This is a genomic window from Yinghuangia aomiensis, from assembly GCF_039542225.1.
GTDB classification, from domain to species: domain Bacteria; phylum Actinomycetota; class Actinomycetes; order Streptomycetales; family Streptomycetaceae; genus Yinghuangia; species Yinghuangia aomiensis.
The window spans coordinates 100,581-119,606 of the sequence record NZ_BAABHS010000004.1 but is presented as its reverse complement, the minus strand read 5'-3'; the positions used below and the strand labels follow the sequence as shown (position 1 = coordinate 119,606).

Genomic DNA, 19,026 nt, shown 5'->3' with positions numbered 1-19,026 from the left:
GCACCACCCGGACCGCCGCCGATCAGCCCGCCGCCACCCCCGACTTCCCGGCCAGATACTCCTCCCAGGTCCGCACCCCCGTGGCCTGCTCCGGGGTCGTCAGGGCGCCGCTGCGGAAAGACGCGCCGAGCTTTCCGGGGATACGGACAGCGACGATCCGGCGCTTCTTGCCCGCCGCGCGGCACCAGGTGCGGGCGAGTTCGTCGGCGGTGTAGACCGTCGGGCCGCCCATCTCGGTGGCCTGGCCGGACGGGGCCGCCAAGGCCAACGCAACCAGCCTGTCCGCGACTTCGCCCTGGTCGACCGGCTGGCACGCGGTCTTCGCCGGGACGAGCACGACCGGCAGTTTGGACAGCGCCCGGAAGCCGGCGTTCAGCAGTTCCGGGAACTGGGTCGCGCGCAGGTTGGTCCACGGGATGCCGGAGGCCGCGAGCAGACGTTCGCCTTCGAGCTTGATCCGGTAGTAGCGGTACGGGATCCGGTCGATCCCGACGATCGAAATGTTGACGATGTGCCCCACCCCGGCCCGCCGCGCCGAGTCGAGCAGGTGGTGCCACCCCGGAATGTCGTTCTTCGGGTGGCGGACGTCGCTCGCGCAGTGGACGACGGTCGTCACCCCGTCGAGGGCCTCGTCCACCCCCGCGCCGGTCTTGAGGTCGGCGGTGACCCACGTGACGCCCGGGTCGTCGGGCAGTTCGGTGCGGCGCGTCATCGCCCGCACCGGAAGGCCGGTGCGGCGGGCCCGGGCCAGGACCTCCCGGCCCAGGACCCCCGTCGCCCCGGTCACCAGGATCGTGCCGCCGTCGTTGCGGATCGCGTCGTCGGACATCTGCGTCTCCTCCAAATGCGTACGCGGTCGAAGCGCCTACGCAGGAAGGAACCGCGCAGCTACGCGTTCTGTGACAGCTCCCGGCACTGGATTTCCAGGAACCCCAGCTTGTCCGGATTCCGCATGATCCGGACGTCCGTCACCACACCGTTCCCGAAATCGTCGGTTCCGAACTCCACCATCCCGGCCGCGATCAGCGCGCCGTCCTCCCACCCGAGGACCGCCGCCGCACCGTTGACCTCGGCGAACGTGACCACCACCCCGCTCCCGAACTTCTGCAGCATGCCGATGAAGAACCGCGCCACCGCGTTCCGCCCGGACACCGGCCGGGTCGCCGACCGCACCTTGCCGCCGCCGTCCGCCCACGCCACCACGTCGTCGGCGAGCAGCGCCTCCAGCCGGTCCAGTGCGCCTTCCGCCGCCGCGGTCAGGAACCGCTCCAGCAGGTCCGCGCGCACCTCGGCGGACGCCGCGAACCGCGGGCGGCCGTCCGCCAGGTGCTTCTTCGCCCTGCTGTACGCCTGCCGCACGTTCGCCTCGGGCCAGTCCAGCACCGCGGCGATCTCCCGGTGCCCGTAGTCGAACGCGTCGCGCAGCACCACCACCGCCCGTTCCGGCGGCGACAACCGCTCCAGCATCACCAGCATCGCCATCGACACCGCCTCGCGCTGCTCCGCGGTCTCCAGCGGCCCCAGCGCGCCGGTGTCGGTGCGCACCGGCTCGGGCAGCCACGGGCCGACGTACTCCTCGCGGCGCGCCCGCGCGGACGTCAGCCGGTTCAGGCACAGGTTCGCCAGCACCTTCGCGAGCCACGGCCCCGGCGCGCCGATGTACCCCCGGTCCGCCGCATGCCACCGCAGATAGGCGTCCTGCACCGCGTCCTCGGCCTCCGCCGCCGACCCGAGCATGCGGTACGCGATCCCGAACAACCGCCCCCGCTCCGCCTCGAACTCGGCAACCGCCGCGCCCGCACCGCCCGCACCGCCCGCCTCGCTCATGCCGCCCACGCTATCCAACGCCGAAGGCCCGGCTCCCGACCGGAATCGGGGAACCGGGCCTTCCGTCACGCACACATCACCGGCACAAGCACCGGCACAGATCGGCGAGGCAGCAGATCAGACGTTGAACCCCAGCGCCCGCAGCTGCTCCCGACCGTCGTCGGTGATCTTGTCCGGGCCCCACGGCGGCATCCACACCCAGTTGATCCGCAGATCTTTCACCAGGTTCTCGGTGGCCGTCTTCGCCTGGTCCTCGATCACGTCGGTCAGCGGACACGCCGCCGAGGTGAGCGTCATGTCGACGGTGGCGATGTTGCCGTCGTCCACCGTGACGCCGTACACCAGGCCCAGGTCCACGACGTTGATGCCGAGTTCCGGGTCCACGACGTCGTACAGCGCCTCGGTGACCTCGTCCGGCGACGCCGGACCGATCTTGGTGTCGCTCACTTCCGACCCTCCATCACCTGCGTGGTCGCATCCCGCCACGCCATCCAACCGAGCAATGCGCACTTGACCCGGGCCGGGAACTTCGACACGCCGGCGAACGCCACCGCGTCCTCCAGCACGTCCTCGTCCGGCTCGGCCTGGCCCTTGGACTGCATCAGGGTCAGGAACTCCTCCTGGACCTTGAGCGCGTCCTCGACCGTGCGGCCGATGACCAGGTCGGTCATCACCGACGCGCTGGCCTGGCTGATCGAACAGCCCTGGCCCTCGTACGAGACGTCGACGACCTTCGCGCCGGCACCCGTCCCGTCGAGCTTCACCCGCAGCGTCACCTCGTCGCCGCACGTCGGGTTGACGTGGTGCACCTCGGTGTCGAACGGGTCCCGCAGCCCCTTGTGATGGGGGTTGCGGTAGTGGTCCAGGATGATCTCCTGGTACATCGAGTCCAGCTTCATCGCCGCTCCCAACGGTCCTGACGCATGTGTGTCCGTGCCACGGATATGTCAGCCGAAGAACCGGCGCACATGTTCCAGGCCGGCCACCAGCGCATCGACCTCGCCGGGCGTCGAGTACAGGTAGAACGACGCGCGCGTGGTCGCCGGCACCCCGTAGCGCAGGCACACCGGCCGCGCGCAGTGGTGGCCGACGCGCACCGCGATGCCCTGCTCGTCCAGCACCTGGCCCACGTCGTGCGGGTGCAGGTCGCCGAACTTGAAGGAGATCGCCGCACCGCGCGACTCGGCGGTCTTCGGGCCGATGATCTCCAGGCCCTCGACGGTGGCCAGCGCTTCGAGCGCGTATGCGGTCAGCGCGTGCTCGTGCGAGGCGACGTTCTCCATGCCCAGCGCGTTGAGGTAGTCGATCGCCGCGCCCAGACCGACCGCCTGCGCGATCGGCGGGGTGCCCGCCTCGAACTTGTGCGGCGACGGAGCGTACGTCGACGACTCCATCGTCACGGTCTCGATCATCTCGCCGCCGCCCAGGAACGGCGGAAGCTCCTCGAGCAGCCCGAGCCGGCCCCACAGCACGCCGATGCCCGTCGGAGCGAGCATCTTGTGCCCGGTGAACGCCACGAAGTCGGCGCCCATCTCCTGCACGTCCATCGGGACGTGCGGCGCGGCCTGCGACGCGTCGACGACGACCAGCGCGCCCACGTCGTGCGCACGCCGGACGATCAGCTCCATCGGGTTGACCGTGCCGAGGATGTTCGACGTGTGCACAACCGAGACCACCTTGGTGTTCTCGGTGATGACCTCGTCGATGTTCGACAGGTCGAGGCGGCCTTCGTCGGTCAGGCCGAACCACTTGAGCGACGCACCCGTGCGCTGGCACATCAGCTGCCACGGCACGATGTTCGAGTGGTGCTCCATCTCGGTGATGACCACTTCGGCGCCCGGACCGACCCGGAACGGCTCGTCTGCCCAGGTCAGCATGTTGGCGACCAGGTTCAGCGCCTCGGACGAGTTCTTCGTGAACACGACCTCGGAGCGCGACGGCGCGTTGATGAACGACGCGACCTTGTCACGGGCGCCTTCGTACAGCGCGGTGGCTTCCTCGGCGAGCACGTGGATGCCCCGGTGCACGTTCGAGTTGTGCAGCTCGTAGTAGGCGTTCAGCGCGTCGATGACCTGCTTGGGCTTCTGCGAGGTCGCCGCGTTGTCCAGGTAGACGAGCGGCTTGCCGTCGTGCACGGTGCGCGACAGCACCGGGAAGTCCTTGCGGATCGTGTCGGTGTCGAGGAGCCCCGGAAGGGTGATGGTCATGCGTTCTCCCTGACTCCGGTGTAGGCCTCGTAGCCCTCTTCCTCCAGCTTGTCGGCCAGCTCAGGACCGCCGGACTCGACGATCTTGCCGCCCGCGAACACGTGCACGAAGTCCGGCTTGATGTAGCGCAGGATCCGCGTGTAGTGGGTGATCAGCAGCGTGCCGATCTCGCCGGTGTCGCGGACCCGGTTCACGCCCTCGGACACGATGCGCAGCGCGTCGACGTCCAGACCCGAGTCGGTCTCGTCGAGCACCGCGATCTTCGGCTTGAGCAGCTCCAGCTGGAGGATCTCGTGGCGCTTCTTCTCACCGCCCGAGAAGCCCTCGTTGACGTTGCGCTCGGCGAACGCCGGGTCCATCTGGAGGCGGTCCATCGCCTCCTTGACTTCCTTGACCCACAGGCGCAGCTTCGGCGCCTCGCCGCGCACCGCGGTCGCCGCCGTGCGCAGGAAGTTCGACACCGACACACCGGCCACCTCGACCGGGTACTGCATCGCGAGGAACAGGCCCGCACGGGCGCGCTCGTCGACGGACATGGACAGCACGTCCTCGCCGTCGAGCGTCACGGTGCCGCCGGTGACCTTGTACTTCGGGTGCCCGGCGATCGAGTACGCCAGGGTCGACTTGCCGGAGCCGTTCGGGCCCATGATGGCGTGGGTCTCGCCCTGCTTCACGGTCAGGTCGACGCCGCGCAGGATCTCGCGGGGGCCGTTCTCGGCCTCCACGCTGACGTGCAGGTCGCGGATCTCAAGCGTTGCCATACGGACTCAGGACTCCTGGTTCAGGTCGACGTGGATCGCGTCGGCCTCGATCTTCACGGGGTAGACGGGGACCGGCTGGTTCGCCGGCGGGCCGGACGGGCGGCCGGTGCGAAGGTCGAAACGCGAGCCGTGCAGCCAGCACTCGATCGTGCAGTCCTCCACCTCGCCCTCCGACAGCGACACGTTGGCGTGGCTGCACACGTCGTTGATCGCGTACACCTCGCCCTCGGTGCGCACGAGCGTCACCGGGACACCGTCCAGCACCACACGGTGCGGGGTGTCTTCCGACAACTCGCTCTCGGCGCACGCGCGTTGGAACGCCATCAGACGCTCGCCCCCAACTCCGCCTCGATGCGCTCCATCAGCTTGTCCTGCAGCTCCGGCAGCCCGATCTGGGCAATCACCTCGGCGAAGAAGCCGCGCACCACCAGACGGCGGGCTTCGTCGGCCGGGATGCCGCGGGCCTGGAGGTAGAACAGCTGCTCGTCGTCGAACCGGCCGGTGGCGCTGGCGTGCCCGGCGCCGGCGATCTCGCCGGTCTCGATCTCCAGGTTCGGCACCGAGTCGGCGCGCGCCCCTTCGGTGAGCAGCAGGTTGCGGTTCAGCTCGTACGTGTCGGTGCCTTCGGCCGCCGCGCGGATCAGCACGTCGCCGATCCACACCGTGCGGGCGTCGGCGCCCTGCAGCGCACCCTTGTAGGTGACCAGGCTGCGGCAGCGCGGCACGTCGTGGTCGACGAACAGGCGGTGCTCCAGGTGCTGGCCCGAGTCGGCGAAGTACACGCCGTACAGCTCGGCGTCGCCGCCCGGCGCGTCGTACACGACCCGCGGGAACAGCCGGACCACGTCGCCGCCGAGGGTGACCGCGACCGACTTGAACGCCGCGTCCCGGCCCAGCCGGGCGATCTGGTGGCTCAGGTGCACCGCGCCGGCGGCCCAGTCCTGCACCGAGATCACGGTGAGCTTCGCGCCGTCCGCGACGAGGAACTCGACGTTGTCCGCGTAGGTCGCCTTGCCGGTGTGCTCGAGCACCACGACCGCCTCGGCGAACCGGCCGACGTCGATCACGAGGTGCCCGAAACCGGTCGTCCCGGCACCGCGCGTCCGCACGAACACCGGCTCGCCCGCCACGAGTTCTTTCGGGAACGTGACGACGGTGGCCTTCTCGAACGCGCTGTACGCCTGCGCCGCGACGCGGTCGACGGGCTTGCCGGTCTTGCCGACCCGGGCGTCGTCCCGGCCGACCGTCTCGACGACGACGCCCGCGGGGGCCTCGACCTCGACGGTCAGCTCGCCGACCCGGCCGGCCGTGCCGAACGTGCCGTCGTGCAGCCCGTTGAGCCGGTCGAGGGGGGTGAACCGCCAGTCCTCCTCGCGGCCGTGCGGCACCGGGAAGTCGGCCACGTCGTAGGACGCGACCGCGATCTGCCGGGCGTCGGCCGGCTGGCTGACCATGCGCCCGGTGCCGGGACCCGCGAGTTCGCCGGGGGCCCCGGCCTCGCGCACGGCGATGGAACCGGCCGTGGTGCTACCGGAGTTAGTTGCGCTTGCCATAGGTTTTCGCGGGCCTAGCCCACAGCCCCTTCCATCTGAAGCTCGATCAGGCGGTTCAGCTCGAGGGCGTACTCCATGGGCAGCTCCCGAGCGATCGGCTCCACGAAGCCGCGCACGATCATCGCCATGGCCTCGTCCTCGGTCATGCCGCGGCTCATGAGGTAGAACAGCTGGTCCTCGGAGACCTTGGAAACGGTCGCCTCGTGGCCCATCGACACGTCGTCCTCGCGGACGTCGACGTACGGGTAGGTGTCCGAGCGGCTGACCGTGTCGACCAGCAGCGCGTCGCACTTCACCGACGACGTCGAGCCCTTGGCGCCGTCCTCGATCTGGACCAGGCCGCGGTACGACGTACGCCCGCCGCCGCGCGCGACCGACTTCGACACGATGTTCGACGACGTGTTCGGCGCGCAGTGCACCATCTTCGAACCCGCGTCCTGGTGCTGGCCCTCGCCCGCGAAGGCGATCGACAGCGTCTCGCCCTTGGCGTGCTCGCCGAGCAGCCACACGGCCGGGTACTTCATCGTCACCTTGGAACCGATGTTGCCGTCGATCCACTCCATGGTCGCGCCCTCGTGGGCGACGGCCCGCTTGGTGACCAGGTTGTAGACGTTGTTCGACCAGTTCTGGATGGTCGTGTAGCGCACCCGGGCGTTCTTCTTGACGACGATCTCGACGACCGCCGAGTGCAGCGAGTCGGACGAGTAGATCGGCGCGGTGCAGCCCTCGACGTAGTGCACGTACGAGCCCTCGTCGGCGATGATCAGCGTCCGCTCGAACTGGCCCATGTTCTCGGTGTTGATCCGGAAGTAGGCCTGGAGCGGGATCTCCACGTGCACGCCCGGCGGCACGTAGATGAACGAGCCGCCCGACCACACCGAGGTGTTCAGCGCCGCGAACTTGTTGTCGCCGACCGGGATCACCGAGCCGAAGTACTCCTGGAACAGCTCCGGGTGCTCGCGCAGGCCGGTGTCGGTGTCCAGGAAGATGACGCCCTGCTCCTCCAGGTCCTCGCGGATCTGGTGGTAGACGACCTCGGACTCGTACTGCGCGGCGACGCCGGCGACCAGGCGCTGCTTCTCCGCCTCGGGGATGCCGAGCTTGTCGTACGTGTTCTTGATGTCCTCGGGCAGGTCCTCCCAGGACTCCGCCTGCTTCTCCGTCGACCGCACGAAGTACTTGATGTTGTCGAAGTCGATGCCCGAAAGGTCCGAGCCCCACGTCGGCATCGGCTTCTTGTCGAACAGGCGCAGGCCCTTGAGACGGAGCTTCAGCATCCACTCCGGCTCGTTCTTCTTCGCCGAGATGTCCCGGACGACCTCTTCCGACAGGCCGCGGCGCGCGGATGCGCCGGCGACGTCCGGGTCGGCCCAGCCGTACTCGTAGGTGCCCAGGCCCTCAAGCTCGGGGCGAGCTTCGGTGGTCATACGGGGTTCCTCCCGATGGCGTTCGGTACATGCGTGGTGCAGACGCCGTCGCCGTGGGCGAGCGTCGCCAGCCGCTGGACGTGGGTTCCGAGGAGGCGCGCGAACACCTCGGCCTCGGCCTCGCACAGCTGCGGGAACCGCTCGGCGACATGCGCCACCGGGCAGTGGTGCTGGCAGAGCTGCTCTCCGCCGGGAGCCTGCCGCGCACTCGCGGCATATCCGTCGGCGGACAGCGCCTCGGCCAGCGCCTCGGCCCGTTTGCCCTCGGGGGCGCTTTCGACGACCGGCAGATACTTGGTCTCGATCGCGGCCACCCGGGAGCGGGCGAACGCCATGACCGCGTCCTCGCCCGCGACCTCCGCGAGGAAGTTCAGGGCGTCGGCGGCCAGGACGTCGTATTCCTGGTGAAAAGACCCGCGGCCGGCGTCCGTCAGCGCGAACACCTTGGCCGGGCGCCCCCGCCCGCGGTGACCGTACACCCGCTGCTCGCGGGCTTCGATCACCCCGTCGGCCAGCAGTGCGTCGAGATGACGCCGCACCGCCGCCGCGGTCAGGTCGAGCCGCTCCGCCAGATCCGCGGCGGTGGACGGCCCGTGGACGAGGATCGACCGGGCGACCTTGTTCCGGGTCCCCGCGTGCGCGTCGTTCTCGGCAGCGCTCGACCCCGGAACGGCGGACCGCCCCGGACCTTCCGCGCCCTCGCGCACGTATTTCACAACGCCATTGTTGCGTTAATGCCGCCGGATACCTAATCCCCCCTGCGTGCGGTGTGTCACTTAGGGGTGCCTAAGGAGGGGCTGAGCTGGGGGGATGGCGGAGAGTAGTCGTCCGGATCGGCCACGGTGCGGCGAGGCCGGGTGGGACGGCGAGCTGCGGCTTGCTGCACTGGCTGATGTCCAGGACCTGGTTGCCGGCGGCGACGGCAGTGCGGATCATCCGCAGTTCCAGGCCGCGGTCGAGTGGCGAGCCGACGACCTTGAGCTGCACCGCCCGGCTTTCCGGCTGCGGCGCGCCCTGGGCGGCGGGGTCGACCCAAGCCGGGCACGGCGGCAGGGGAGCCTGCGGGCGAGCCGCCGGTCGGCGGCGGCTGCGTGGCAAGCCCGTCGTTGCCTTGCGGTTCGATCAGCCGACGATCCCGCACGGGATCCATTTCTGCACTCTTGGTTCCTCCCCCGACGATCCAAAGCCGTTAGTGGCGCTAGCAGTTGCCCTGGGAGGGTGCCGGGGGCGGTCGTACCATGCGGGGCGTGGAGTTTGTGGGGGAGACCGCTCGGGTGGTTTGGCGGTGCAGCGCATGCGGTGCGGAGGCGCACTGCCGGGTGAACCAGTTCGTCGAGCGCATGGCGCTGCGCTGGGATGCCGAGCACTGGTGCGACGCCTGTGCCCACCGGTCCTGCGTCCACGGCGGCCTGCGCTCGGCCGCCACTCCTGAGGGGGTCCGCGCCGCGATCGTGGCCGCCAACGGCAGTGCACGCCTCACCTTGGCGACGCCGCCGCCCTCACGCGTTGCGATCCTTCGCGTGCTGCGCGGCAGCCCGGAGCTTTCGGGTGACGTTGCTCCGGACCTTTCCGCCGCCCGGCGCCTCGCCGACACGCTCGCCGCGGGGCGCCTCGGCGGTACGTGGTGCGAGATGACCCTGATCGCCCTGCGTCTGCGGGCCCGCGGGGTCGAGGCCGGCGTCGAGCGCGTCGGACCGGTGTCCGGAGGCCGTTGATGCGTTGCGGCTGCGGTCGTACGTTGCGCGCATGTCGAATCACGAGGGGGCCATCCGCCACGGCGTGAGCGGGCTGTCGGCGATCGCCAGGCCGCGTGCGTTGCCGTTGGTGCCCGACAGGGTCTGGTCGGACGGCCAGTGGGCGCGTATCCGCGGCGGGTCTCCGGCCAAGGCCATGGAAGACCACTGGTGTGCGTTCTCCGAGGGGAACACGCTCTTCGTTTATCGGAGTTGGAGCGGCCACGGCATTTTCGAGGCGACGTTCGCGCCGTGCCCCGGCGGTTGGCGGATCGTGTCGGCGGTCGTCGAGACGAGTTGGCGCAAGCGGCATCCGTGGGTTCTGAGTCGCCACGGCGCGGAGTACTACTGCGTCCTGTTGGAGCACTTGGTCTGGAACGTCGCCTTGGCGGAGCCGGAGCCACCGACGGCCGAGAGGCTCGCGCGGCTGCGTGGGCTCGTGGCCACCGAGAAATATGTGCCGGGGACGAACACGTACGACCGGCTGCGGCGCGGGCTCAGCAGGCGGGGACGAGGGCGGTGACGTCGTCGGGGGTGAGGATCCAGCCGTCGGAGACGTAGCCGGTTTTGCCGGTGGGGGCGGTGACTTTGGCCCACGTGGTGGTGGAGCGGCCGGTGAAGGAGACGACGCTGGGGCCGGTGGTGTGGCAGAGGAGGCCGAGGGGGGTGTCGTTGGGGACGGCGGCGACGAGGCCGGAGCGCTGGGTCGGGGCGCTGCGGATCAGGAGGTTGTACTGGTGGGCGTAGGCCGTGGGGCGGGTGGGGGCGTCGGGGGTGGCCGTGGTCTTCGGCGGAGCGCTGGGGGCGGGGGAGCGCGGTAGCGGGGTGGAGGGGGTCGCACCCGGGGTGCTCTGCGGCGGGGCCGGGGCTTCGGAGGCTGCGGGGCCGGAGGAGTCCTGAGCCGGGGTGTTCGCGCGCGGGGCCGGTTGTTCTTGGGGGACGGGGCCTGCGGCGACGACGCCGGCCGGTTCGATCGGGGGCCAGGCCGGGGTGGTCGGGGGCACGGTGGGGGGCGGGTCGGCGCGGCGGCTGCCGGGGGAGCGGCCGAAGGTGACGTCGGCCAGGGTCCAGGCGGCCAAGACCAGCACGGCCAACGCGAACACCGCCGCGGCCCGTGAGCCCGCCACCCGGACGGCGCTGCGGACCGCGCGCCGCCGACGGGCTTTGAGTGCGTCGCGGTACCGGTCGAGGAGCGCGGGTATCCGCGCGTACCAAGGCTCCTCGCCGACCGGCAGCACCATCGTTCCCCCTCGACGCTCCGCAGCGACATCAAACCGGACGATTTCGACCAACTTCATTATCGGCTATCGGAGTTGACACTCCAAGGCGCACAGACGGCGCACGGAGGCGGACACGGACCAAAACCGTAGGCAGGAGGGCAGGAGGGGCGAGAGAAGGCGGGAGAGGACGGGGGCAACGGCGCCGCCGTACGCGATCGACGAAATAGCTTTGCGCAAAGCGAATCTGCGATAGGCCCATCGCTGCCCTGCCCGCCGCCCCAGGTGCCCGCCGCGCCCGCAGCCCCCAACCCCGACCGAACGCCCCCGACCCGCACCTCACCGCCCCCGACTCCGCCCCGCCCCCCAACGACCTCGCCCCCGGGCCGCCCGCCTCCGGGCCGCCCGCCTCCGGCCTCCAAGCCGCCCGCCTCCGGGTCGCCCGTCTCCGTCCTCCAAGCCTCCGGGTCTCCGGGTCGCCCGCCTCCGGCCTCCAAGCCTCCGGGTCTCCGGGTCGCCCGCCTCCGGCCTCCAACCCGCGGTCTCCAGCCCTCGGCCCCCGGCCTCTAACGTGCGGCCTCTAACCCGCGGTCTCCAGCCCTCGGCCCCCGGCCTCCAGCCCTCGGCCCCCGTCGTCCAGCCCTCGGCCTCCGTCGCCCCCACCCCGATCCCCCACCGCTACCGGCCGACAGCCCCGTCGGCTGCCAACCCCACCCTTCCCCTGCCCCCCAGCCCCCTCCGCGTGACCGACCCCCCGCCGCCCCTACCTACACTTGTCCGCCATGGACCACCCCCAGTCGGCCGCCGTCGAGATCGTCGACCTGGTCAAGACGTACGGCGACAAGACCGCCGTCGACGGGCTCGGCCTTGTCGTCGAGCACGGGACCGTCACCGCCGTGCTCGGGCCGAACGGGGCCGGGAAGACCACCACGATCGAGGTCTGCGAGGGCTACCGCCGCGCCGACTCCGGCACCGTCCGCGTCCTCGGGCTCGACCCGGCCGCGCAAGGCGAGCAGCTGCGGCCGCGCGTCGGGGTCATGCTCCAGTCCGGCGGCGTGTACGCCGGGGCCCGCGCCGACGAGATGCTCCGGCACGTCGCGAAACTGCACGCGGACCCCCTCGACGTCCCCATGCTGATCGAACGCCTCGGCCTCGGCAGCTGCGGCCGCACCACGTACCGCCGCCTCTCCGGCGGCCAGCAGCAGCGCCTCGCCCTCGCCATGGCCGTGGTCGGCCGCCCCGAGCTGGTCTTCCTCGACGAACCCACCGCCGGGCTCGACCCGCAGGCCCGCCGCGCCACCTGGGACCTGGTCGCCGACCTGAGGGCCGACGGCGTCACCGTCGTCCTCACCACCCACTTCATGGACGAAGCCGAACGCCTCGCCGACCAGGTCCACATCGTCGACCGCGGCCGCGTCATCGCCTCCGGCTCGCCGGAAGCCCTCTGCCGCGACGGCGCCGAGAACTCGCTGCGCTTCTCCGGACCGCCCGGCCTCGACCTCACCGCGATGGCCGCCGCGCTCCCCGCCGACGCCAAAGCCTTCGAAGTCGCCCGCGGCTCCTACCGCGTCGAAGGCGACATCGACCCCCAGCTCCTCGCCACGGTGACCGCCTGGTGCGCCCAGCACGGCGTCATGCCGGAAAAGCTCACCGTCGAACGCCGCACCCTCGAAGACGTCTTCCTCGAACTGACCGGACGGGAGCTGCGGGCGTGACCGCCACCACCACGACACCGCGCGGCAAAGGCGACGGCAACGGCAACGGCACCGCGGGTACCTTCACCCCGAACCCCGGCCCCGCCCCGCTCGGCCGCATGATCTCCGCGCAGGCCGCGCTGGAAACGAAGATGCTGCTGCGCAACGGCGAGCAGCTCCTCCTGACCGTCGTCATCCCGACGCTGCTCCTGGTGCTCTTCAGCACCGTCGACGTCGTCGACGTCGGCAAGCTCGCCGCCGGCCAGGACCGCGTCGACTTCCTCGCCCCCGGCCTGCTCGCCCTCGCGGTGCTGTCCACCGCGTTCACCGGCCAGGCCATCGCCACCGGCTTCGAGCGGCGCTACGGCGTCCTCAAACGCCTCGGCGCCACGCCGCTGCCGCGCTGGGGCCTGATGGTCGCCAAGACCGCGTGCGTGCTCGTCGTCGAACTGCTCCAAGTCGTGCTGCTCGGCGCCATCGCGTTCGCGCTCGGCTGGTCGCCGCACGGCAACCCCGCGGCGGTGCTGCTCCTGCTCGTCCTCGGCACCGCCGCGTTCTCCGGCCTGGGCCTGCTCATGGCCGGGACGCTCCGCGCCGAAGCCACCCTGGCCGCGGCGAACCTGGTCTTCATCCTGCTGCTGGTCGGCGGCGGCGTGATCGTCCCGCTCGACAAGTTCCCCGGCGCGGTGGCGAACGTCCTCGACCTCACCCCGATCGCCGCCCTGTCCGACGGCCTGCGCGACGTTCTCCAGCACGGTGCCGCGATGCCCTGGGCGGACGCCGGCATCCTCGCCGTCTGGGCGGTGCTCGGACTCGCCGCGGCCGCCAAGTGGTTCCGCTGGGAGTAGGGCGCGCCGCCGGGGCCGCGGCCCGGAGCACCCCACCCCGTGGACTTAGTGAAACCGTTCACAACGTACGATGCTGCCCATGAGTTCGCCCTCCGCCGTATCCCCCCTCGCACGCCGGGTGTTCCTGGTCAACCTGGTCGGCCAGGTCGGCATCGTCATCACCGGCGGCCTGGTGCGGCTCACCGGGTCCGGCCTCGGCTGCGACACCTGGCCGCGCTGCAACGACACGCAGTGGACGCCGCACGGGGCGAGCTCGTGGAATACCTACGTCGAGTTCGGCAACCGCATGCTGGCCTATGTGGTCGGTGCCATCGCGGTCGCCGCCATCGTCGTGGCCTGGAAGCACCGGCCGGTCCGCAAGGAGATCCGCTACCTCGCGGCCTTCCAGCTCTTCGCGATCGTCGGCCAGGCGATCCTCGGCGGCATCACCGTGCTGACCGACCTGCATCCGGTGGCAGTGGCCTCACACTTGCTGCTGTCGATGTTCATGATCGCGTCGGCGGTCGCGCTGTACGAGCGGTCCGGGGAAGGCGACGGACCGGTCAAGCCGCTGGTCCGCCGCGAGATCCGGCTCTTCGGCGCCGGCACGGTCGCCGTCCTCGCCGCGCTGCTGGTCGTCGGCACCGTCGTCACCGGCTCCGGCCCCCACGCGGGCGACGACAAGGCCCGCCGCTTCGACGTCAACGTCGACCAGATGGCCTGGCTGCACGCCGACCTGGCGTTCCTGCTGCTCGGCGCGGCGATCGCCCTCGCGCTGGCGCTGCGCGTCACCGACGCGCCCGCGGCGGCCCAGCACCGGGTGTGGTGGCTGCTCGGCGTGCTGCTCCCGCAGGGCCTCATCGGCTACACCCAATACTTCAACGGTTTGCCTGAGTGGCAGGTCTCGCTGCACATGCTGGGCGCCTGCCTGGTCGTGGTGACCACCACGCGCATCCTGTTCGGCCTGCGCACCCGCGGCGAGGTCGACGAGCCCGCCGACGAGCCCGCCGAGGTCCCCGCCCCGGCCGCGGAACCGGTCGCCGCCACCCGTTACTGAGCCGCGGCGCGCGGGGGACCGGAACCCGAGACCGGAACCCGCAACGATCTCTTTGCCGCACCGGCAAGCAACCGTCGCCCACACGGGCTAATGTGCGGCCATGACCGACATCGCCCCCGACGCGCCCACGGGGCGGGGAACCGGCCGCCTGGAGAAGGTCATCGCGCTCCGGGTCCGCGAATACCGCCGTGCCGCCGGGCTGTCCATCGCCGACATGGCCCTGCGCGTAGGCGTGTCAAAAGCGATGCTGTCGAAGATCGAGAACGCCCAGACGTCGTGCAGCCTGGCGACGCTGGAACGTATCGCCGACGGCCTCGCGATCCCCGTCACCGCCCTGTTCCGCGGCGTCGAGGCGGACCGCGAAGCGGTGTACGCGCCCGCGGGCGGCGGCGCGCGCATCGTCCGACGCGGCACCCGGATGGGGCACGACTACCGCCTGCTGAGCGTGGTCCGCGGCCCGCGTACCCGGCAGGAAGCCTTGGTCGTGACGCTCACCGCGGAGAGCGAGGCGTTCCCGCTGTTCCACCATCCGGGGATCGAACTGATCCACATGCTGGAAGGCGAGATGGTCTACGCCCACGGCGACGCCCGCTACGCGATGCGCCCCGGTGACACGCTCCACTTCGACGGCGAAGGCCCGCACGGGCCCGCCGAACTGGTCGCCCTCCCGGTCCGCTTCCTGTGCGTCACCGTCCTGGACGAGGCGTCGGACGGCCGCTGACCGCCCGCGCCGAGACCGGTCGAGGCCGCCGCCGAGTCCGGGCCCGGATCGAGCCCGACGAGCCGTCAGGCCCCGGCCGGGCTCCCCAGCTGCAGCCCCGCCATCCGGTTCCACTCGTACGGTCCGGTCTTCACCCGCAGCGCGACGTCGTTCGGGAACTCGTCGTGCAGCGTCAGCCCCGCCGCCTCGACGGCGCGCTGGGCGATCTGCGGGTTGCGGGCGACCTGGTCGCCCCACTCGCCGTCCGCACCGACCAGCACGATCCGCGTCGAGTCCCGGCCGACGTACTCCACCACGGCATCCGCCTGCGCGTTGCCGTCGACCGCGTGCCGCCCGGCAAACCGCGAGATGTTCCGTGCCAGGCGCCGCACCTGGCGCTCCGTCTTCGCATCGGTAGCCGGCGCCGCAGCACCTTCAGCAGTCTCGGTCATGCCGGAATGCTACCGACGGGTCATCAGATCGGCGCCGTGGGGCTGGTCACAGCGCGTCGGGTGGGCCGTGTGTGAGGTGCCGGGAGCCGGGTAGCGGCACCGGCGAGGCCGGGAACGAAAGAAGCCCCCGCCGTGACGGCAGGGGCTTCCGCAATGCTTCCCACGTGCTTTCCGAAGTGCTTGCGAACCGAAGTGCTTGCGAACCGATTCCGGACCGATTCCGGACCGATTCCGAAAAACCGCGGCGGTCGGCTCAGCCGAAGATCAGCGGGTCGACGGCCACGGCGACGAACAGCAGCGTCAGGTAGGTGATCGACCAGTGGAACAGCCGCATTTCCTTGAGCTTGACGCCGGTTGCCTCGGCGTTCGCGCGGCGCAGCAGCCCGTGGGCCTCCCACAGCCACGCGGCGCCGAGGACGGCGGCGGCGGCCGGGTAGAGCCAGCCGGTGTGCGCGGCGGGCCACAGCAGCATCGAGGTGGCGACCATGACCCAGCTGTAGACCACGATCTGCCGGGCCACGACCTTGTTGCCCGCGACGACCGGCAGCATCGGGACGTTCGCCGCGGCGTAGTCGTCGGCGCACTTCATGGACAGCGGCCAGTAGTGCGGCGGCGTCCAGAAGAACACCACCAGGAAGAGCACGAACGGCGCCCACGCCAGCGAGTTGGTGACCGCGGTCCAGCCGATGAGGACCTGCATGCAGCCCGCGATGCCGCCCCACACGATGTTCTGCGGGGTGCGGCGCTTCAGCAGCATCGTGTAGACCACGACGTAGTAGAAGATCGCCAGCACGGACAGGCCGGCCGACAGCGGGTTCGCGAAGATCCAGAACCACGCGGTGGAGATGATGCCGAGTGCGGTCGCGAAGACCAGGCACTCGCGCGGCGACACCATTCCGGTGACCAGCGGGCGGCGTTCGGTGCGGTGCATCAGCCGGTCGATGTCCCGGTCGATGTACATGTTGAACGCGTTGGCGCTGCCTGCCGACAGGTAGCCGCCGAAGCAGACGGCGAGGACGAGCCCCAGGTCGGGCAGGCCCTTCGCGGCCAGGAACATCACCGGAATCGTGCTGATGAGCAGCAGTTCGATGATGCGCGGTTTCGTCAGAGCCACGAACGCGAGGACCCGGGCGGCCGGCGGACGGCTGCCGCGGGTGGGTCCCGCCAGCCCTGCCGGTCGGGATTCGACGGCTGTCACGAACACCCCATCAGCAGCGGATATGAACTAGCAGAGAACTGTAGTCCCTCGCCAGGGCCCTCCTGCCGCGGGGGCCACCCGCGCGCGTTGCGTCCTCGCCGACCGGCGCGACGTGCTGTACCGCACGCGCTTCCCGCCCCCGTCCGACGCGAGAGCCGGGCCCGCCCCCGGTAGGCTCGTCGATGTGCCGTTTCCGCCCGCGGGCAAGCCGACCCGTGCGAGGCGATCAACCGGAAAACCCCCGGAAGGAGCCCTGAGCAAGGGTGAGCACCAAGCCGACCAACGACAGCGTGACGCTGGAGTGGACCGACCTCGACAAGCGTGCCGTGGACACCGCCCGTGTTCTCGCGATGGATGCCGTGCAGAAGGTCGGCAACGGCCACCCGGGGACGGCGATGAGCCTCGCCCCCGCTGCCTACCTGATCTGGCAGAAGCTCCTCAAGCACGACCCGACCGACCCTGACTGGGCCGGCCGCGACCGCTTCGTGCTGTCGCCGGGCCACACCAGCATGACGCTGTACACGCAGCTGTACCTCTCGGGCTACGGCCTCACCCTCGACGACCTCAAGTCGTTCCGCACCTGGGGCAGCCGCACGCCGGGCCACCCCGAGCACGGCCACACCGCGGGCGTCGAGACCACCACCGGCCCGCTGGGCCAGGGCATCGCGAACGCGGTGGGCATGGCCATGGCCGCCCGCTACGAGCGCGGCCTGTTCGACCCGGAGGCCGCCGAAGGCGCGTCGCCGTTCGACCACACCATCTGGGCGATCGTCTCCGACGGCGACCTCGAAGAGGGCATCTCCTCCGAGGCCAGCTCGCTCGCGGGCCACCAGAAGCTGGGCAACCTCGTCGCGCTGTACGACGACAACCACATCTCGATCGAGGGCGACACCGAGACGGCGTTCAGCGAGGACGTCCTCAAGCGCTACGAGGCGTACGGGTGGCACACCCTGCGCGTCGAGCCGCTCCCGAACGGCGACATCGACGTCGAGGCCCTGTACGCCGCGCTCCGCGCGGGCCAGGCCGAGACCGGCCGCCCGACGATGATCGCGCTGCGCACCACCATCGCGTGGCCCGCCCCGAACGCGCAGAACACCGCCAAGTCGCACGGTTCGGCGCTGGGCGCCGACGAGATCGCGGCGACCAAGAAGATCCTCGGCTTCGACCCGGAGCTGACCTTCGAGGTGTCCGACGACGTGCTCGCGCACGCCCGCCTGGTCGTGGACCGCGGCCGTGCCGCGCGCGCCGCGTGGGACGAGCGGATCGCCGCCTGGAAGAAGGCGAACCCGGACCGCGCCGAGACGTTCGCGCGCGTGTCCAAGCGTCAGCTGCCGACCGGCTGGGAGAAGGCGATCCCGGCGTTCGAGGGCGGCAAGGCGATGGCCACCCGCAAGGCGTCCGGCAAGGTGCTGGAGGCGCTCGGCGAGGTCGTGCCGGAGCTGTGGGGCGGCAGCGCCGACCTGGCCGAGTCGAACAACACCACGATCGACGAGTCCAGCTCGTTCCTGCCCGCGGGCAACCCGCTGAAGTCGGCCGACCCGTACGGCCGCACGATCCACTTCGGCATCCGCGAGCACGCCATGGGCTCGACCATGAACGGCATCGCGCTGCACGGCGGCACCCGCGTGTACGGCGGCACCTTCCTGGTGTTCTCCGACTACATGCGTCCGGCCGTCCGCCTGGCCGCGCTCATGAAGCTGCCGGTCACCTACGTGTGGACGCACGACTCGATCGGCCTCGGCGAGGACGGTCCGACCCACCAGCCGATCGAGCACGCCGCCGCGCTGCGCGCCATCCCCGGCCTGGACGTGGTCCGCCCGGCGGACGCCAACGAGGTCGCCGTCGCGTGGCGCACGATCCTGTCGCACACCGACCGCCCGGCCGGCATCCTGCTCACCCGCCAGGACGTCCCGACGTTCGAGCGCGACGAGCACAACAGCGCCGAGGGCACCGCCCGCGGCGGCTACATCCTGGCCGAGGCGTCCAGCGGCCTGCCGCAGATCGTGCTGATCGGCACCGGCTCCGAGGTGCAGCTCGCCATGCAGGCGCGCGAGACCCTGGAGGCGGAGGGCATCCCGACGCGGGTCGTGTCCATGCCGTCGGTCGAGTGGTTCAACGCGCAGGACCAGGCGTACCGCGAGCACGTCATCCCGCCGGCCGTGAAGGCGCGCGTGTCGGTCGAGGCCGGCATCGCGCTGGGCTGGCGCGAGATCGTGGGCGACGCGGGCAAGATCGTGTCGCTGGAGCACTTCGGTGCGTCGGCCGACTTCAAGACGCTGTTCGCGGAGTTCGGCATCACCGCCGAGGCCGTGGTGACCGCCGCGCGGGAATCCCTGCGCGCGGCGGGCGCTTGAGCCGGTTGTCACCACAAGT

The 19,026-nt window shown here is 71.0% G+C and carries 21 protein-coding genes; 7 read left to right on the top strand and 14 right to left on the bottom strand.

Annotated features, from left to right (window positions below):
- Positions 1-22 precede the first annotated feature (22 nt).
- From ABEA93_RS06880 to ABEA93_RS06830, 11 genes are all read right to left on the bottom strand, one after another.
- Positions 23-829 (bottom strand): SDR family oxidoreductase, encoded by an 807-nt coding sequence (locus tag ABEA93_RS06880; protein ID WP_345674403.1) that lies wholly within the window; start codon positions 827-829, stop codon positions 23-25.
- A 59-nt stretch (positions 830-888) separates the two neighbouring features.
- Positions 889-1,827 carry an RNA polymerase sigma-70 factor gene (locus tag ABEA93_RS06875; protein ID WP_345674402.1) on the bottom strand — a complete coding sequence of 313 codons (939 nt, stop codon included), beginning with the start codon at positions 1,825-1,827 and terminating at the stop codon, positions 889-891.
- Between the two features lie 117 nt (positions 1,828-1,944).
- Entirely contained in the window at positions 1,945-2,274 is a 330-nt protein-coding gene (locus ABEA93_RS06870) for a metal-sulfur cluster assembly factor (protein WP_345674401.1), read from the bottom strand.
- Positions 2,271-2,726 carry a Fe-S cluster assembly sulfur transfer protein SufU gene (gene sufU / locus ABEA93_RS06865; RefSeq protein ID WP_345674400.1) on the bottom strand — a complete coding sequence of 152 codons (456 nt, stop codon included), beginning with the start codon at positions 2,724-2,726 and terminating at the stop codon, positions 2,271-2,273. The genes ABEA93_RS06870 and sufU overlap by 4 nt, the downstream gene beginning before the upstream one ends.
- A gap of 48 nt (positions 2,727-2,774) precedes the next feature.
- The gene (locus ABEA93_RS06860; RefSeq protein ID WP_345674399.1) at positions 2,775-4,034 is read right to left on the bottom strand and encodes a cysteine desulfurase; all 1,260 of its coding nucleotides are present in this window, start codon (positions 4,032-4,034) and stop codon (positions 2,775-2,777) included.
- Positions 4,031-4,795, bottom strand: a complete 765-nt coding sequence (sufC, locus tag ABEA93_RS06855) for a Fe-S cluster assembly ATPase SufC (protein ID WP_345674398.1) — start codon at positions 4,793-4,795, stop codon at positions 4,031-4,033. The genes ABEA93_RS06860 and sufC overlap by 4 nt, the downstream gene beginning before the upstream one ends.
- Positions 4,796-4,801: 6 nt before the next feature.
- Positions 4,802-5,119: a non-heme iron oxygenase ferredoxin subunit gene (locus tag ABEA93_RS06850; RefSeq protein ID WP_345674397.1), complete on the bottom strand. Its 318-nt coding sequence runs from the start codon at positions 5,117-5,119 to the stop codon at positions 4,802-4,804.
- Entirely contained in the window at positions 5,119-6,348 is a 1,230-nt protein-coding gene (gene sufD, locus ABEA93_RS06845) for a Fe-S cluster assembly protein SufD (RefSeq protein ID WP_345674396.1), read from the bottom strand. The genes ABEA93_RS06850 and sufD overlap by 1 nt, the downstream gene beginning before the upstream one ends.
- Positions 6,349-6,362: 14 nt before the next feature.
- Positions 6,363-7,775 carry a Fe-S cluster assembly protein SufB gene (gene sufB, locus ABEA93_RS06840; protein ID WP_345674395.1) on the bottom strand — a complete coding sequence of 471 codons (1,413 nt, stop codon included), beginning with the start codon at positions 7,773-7,775 and terminating at the stop codon, positions 6,363-6,365.
- Complete coding sequence (locus ABEA93_RS06835; RefSeq protein ID WP_345674394.1) at positions 7,772-8,491, bottom strand: helix-turn-helix transcriptional regulator; 720 nt, start codon at positions 8,489-8,491, stop codon at positions 7,772-7,774. Before ABEA93_RS06835 ends, sufB begins: the two co-directional genes overlap by 4 nt.
- A gap of 70 nt (positions 8,492-8,561) precedes the next feature.
- Entirely contained in the window at positions 8,562-8,873 is a 312-nt protein-coding gene (locus ABEA93_RS06830) for a hypothetical protein (protein ID WP_345674393.1), read from the bottom strand.
- 149 nt (positions 8,874-9,022) lie between these two features.
- Between ABEA93_RS06830 and ABEA93_RS06825 the strand changes: the two genes are divergently transcribed.
- Positions 9,023-9,490 carry a hypothetical protein gene (locus ABEA93_RS06825; protein WP_345674392.1) on the top strand — a complete coding sequence of 156 codons (468 nt, stop codon included), beginning with the start codon at positions 9,023-9,025 and terminating at the stop codon, positions 9,488-9,490.
- A 31-nt stretch (positions 9,491-9,521) separates the two neighbouring features.
- Entirely contained in the window at positions 9,522-10,031 is a 510-nt protein-coding gene (locus ABEA93_RS06820; RefSeq protein ID WP_345674391.1) for a hypothetical protein, read from the top strand.
- Here the strand turns inward: ABEA93_RS06820 and ABEA93_RS06815 are convergent.
- Positions 10,006-10,749, bottom strand: a complete 744-nt coding sequence (locus ABEA93_RS06815) for an SH3 domain-containing protein (protein WP_345674390.1) — start codon at positions 10,747-10,749, stop codon at positions 10,006-10,008. The genes ABEA93_RS06820 and ABEA93_RS06815 overlap by 26 nt on opposite strands.
- 758 nt (positions 10,750-11,507) lie before the next feature.
- Here ABEA93_RS06815 and ABEA93_RS06810 point away from each other — a divergent pair.
- The 4 genes from ABEA93_RS06810 to ABEA93_RS06795 all read left to right on the top strand — a co-directional run bounded on the left by ABEA93_RS06810 (position 11,508) and on the right by ABEA93_RS06795 (position 15,024).
- On the top strand, positions 11,508-12,440 hold the full coding sequence (locus ABEA93_RS06810) for an ABC transporter ATP-binding protein (protein WP_345674389.1): 933 nt from the start codon (positions 11,508-11,510) through the stop codon (positions 12,438-12,440).
- A gap of 98 nt (positions 12,441-12,538) precedes the next feature.
- A complete protein-coding gene (locus ABEA93_RS06805) occupies positions 12,539-13,267 on the top strand; it encodes an ABC transporter permease (RefSeq protein ID WP_345674614.1) in 729 nt (242 codons plus the stop codon).
- Between the two features lie 79 nt (positions 13,268-13,346).
- On the top strand, positions 13,347-14,303 hold the full coding sequence (locus ABEA93_RS06800) for a COX15/CtaA family protein (protein ID WP_345674388.1): 957 nt from the start codon (positions 13,347-13,349) through the stop codon (positions 14,301-14,303).
- Between the two features lie 100 nt (positions 14,304-14,403).
- Positions 14,404-15,024, top strand: coding sequence for a helix-turn-helix domain-containing protein (locus tag ABEA93_RS06795; protein WP_345674387.1), 621 nt, complete (start codon positions 14,404-14,406; stop codon positions 15,022-15,024).
- 65 nt (positions 15,025-15,089) lie between these two features.
- On the opposite strand, the gene ABEA93_RS06790 is transcribed toward ABEA93_RS06795, so the two are convergent.
- Positions 15,090-15,455, bottom strand: coding sequence for a hypothetical protein (locus ABEA93_RS06790; RefSeq protein ID WP_345674386.1), 366 nt, complete (start codon positions 15,453-15,455; stop codon positions 15,090-15,092).
- Positions 15,456-15,708: 253 nt separating this feature from the next.
- The gene (locus tag ABEA93_RS06785; protein ID WP_345674385.1) at positions 15,709-16,653 is read right to left on the bottom strand and encodes a heme o synthase; all 945 of its coding nucleotides are present in this window, start codon (positions 16,651-16,653) and stop codon (positions 15,709-15,711) included.
- Between the two features lie 263 nt (positions 16,654-16,916).
- Here ABEA93_RS06785 and tkt point away from each other — a divergent pair, with 263 nt between their 5' ends.
- Positions 16,917-19,007, top strand: coding sequence for a transketolase (tkt, locus tag ABEA93_RS06780; RefSeq protein ID WP_345674384.1), 2,091 nt, complete (start codon positions 16,917-16,919; stop codon positions 19,005-19,007).
- Positions 19,008-19,026 lie beyond the last annotated feature (19 nt).

Excerpts from the sequence above, each read along its gene's own strand:
- ABEA93_RS06810 (WP_345674389.1), top strand. The coding sequence starts at position 11,508 with ATGGACCACCCCCAGTCGGCCGCCGTCGAGATCGTCGACCTGGTCAAG.
- sufD (WP_345674396.1), bottom strand. The coding sequence starts at position 6,348 with ATGGCAAGCGCAACTAACTCCGGTAGCACCACGGCCGGTTCCATCGCC.
- ABEA93_RS06875 (WP_345674402.1), bottom strand. The coding sequence starts at position 1,827 with ATGAGCGAGGCGGGCGGTGCGGGCGGTGCGGGCGCGGCGGTTGCCGAG.
- ABEA93_RS06850 (WP_345674397.1), bottom strand. The coding sequence starts at position 5,119 with ATGGCGTTCCAACGCGCGTGCGCCGAGAGCGAGTTGTCGGAAGACACC.
- ABEA93_RS06790 (WP_345674386.1), bottom strand. The coding sequence starts at position 15,455 with ATGACCGAGACTGCTGAAGGTGCTGCGGCGCCGGCTACCGATGCGAAG.
- ABEA93_RS06795 (WP_345674387.1), top strand. The coding sequence starts at position 14,404 with ATGACCGACATCGCCCCCGACGCGCCCACGGGGCGGGGAACCGGCCGC.
- ABEA93_RS06820 (WP_345674391.1), top strand. The coding sequence starts at position 9,522 with ATGTCGAATCACGAGGGGGCCATCCGCCACGGCGTGAGCGGGCTGTCG.
- ABEA93_RS06805 (WP_345674614.1), top strand. The coding sequence starts at position 12,539 with ATGATCTCCGCGCAGGCCGCGCTGGAAACGAAGATGCTGCTGCGCAAC.
- ABEA93_RS06860 (WP_345674399.1), bottom strand. The coding sequence starts at position 4,034 with ATGACCATCACCCTTCCGGGGCTCCTCGACACCGACACGATCCGCAAG.
- sufB (WP_345674395.1), bottom strand. The coding sequence starts at position 7,775 with ATGACCACCGAAGCTCGCCCCGAGCTTGAGGGCCTGGGCACCTACGAG.
- ABEA93_RS06800 (WP_345674388.1), top strand. The coding sequence starts at position 13,347 with ATGAGTTCGCCCTCCGCCGTATCCCCCCTCGCACGCCGGGTGTTCCTG.
- sufC (WP_345674398.1), bottom strand. The coding sequence starts at position 4,795 with ATGGCAACGCTTGAGATCCGCGACCTGCACGTCAGCGTGGAGGCCGAG.
- sufU (WP_345674400.1), bottom strand. The coding sequence starts at position 2,726 with ATGAAGCTGGACTCGATGTACCAGGAGATCATCCTGGACCACTACCGC.
- ABEA93_RS06815 (WP_345674390.1), bottom strand. The coding sequence starts at position 10,749 with ATGGTGCTGCCGGTCGGCGAGGAGCCTTGGTACGCGCGGATACCCGCG.
- ABEA93_RS06880 (WP_345674403.1), bottom strand. The coding sequence starts at position 829 with ATGTCCGACGACGCGATCCGCAACGACGGCGGCACGATCCTGGTGACC.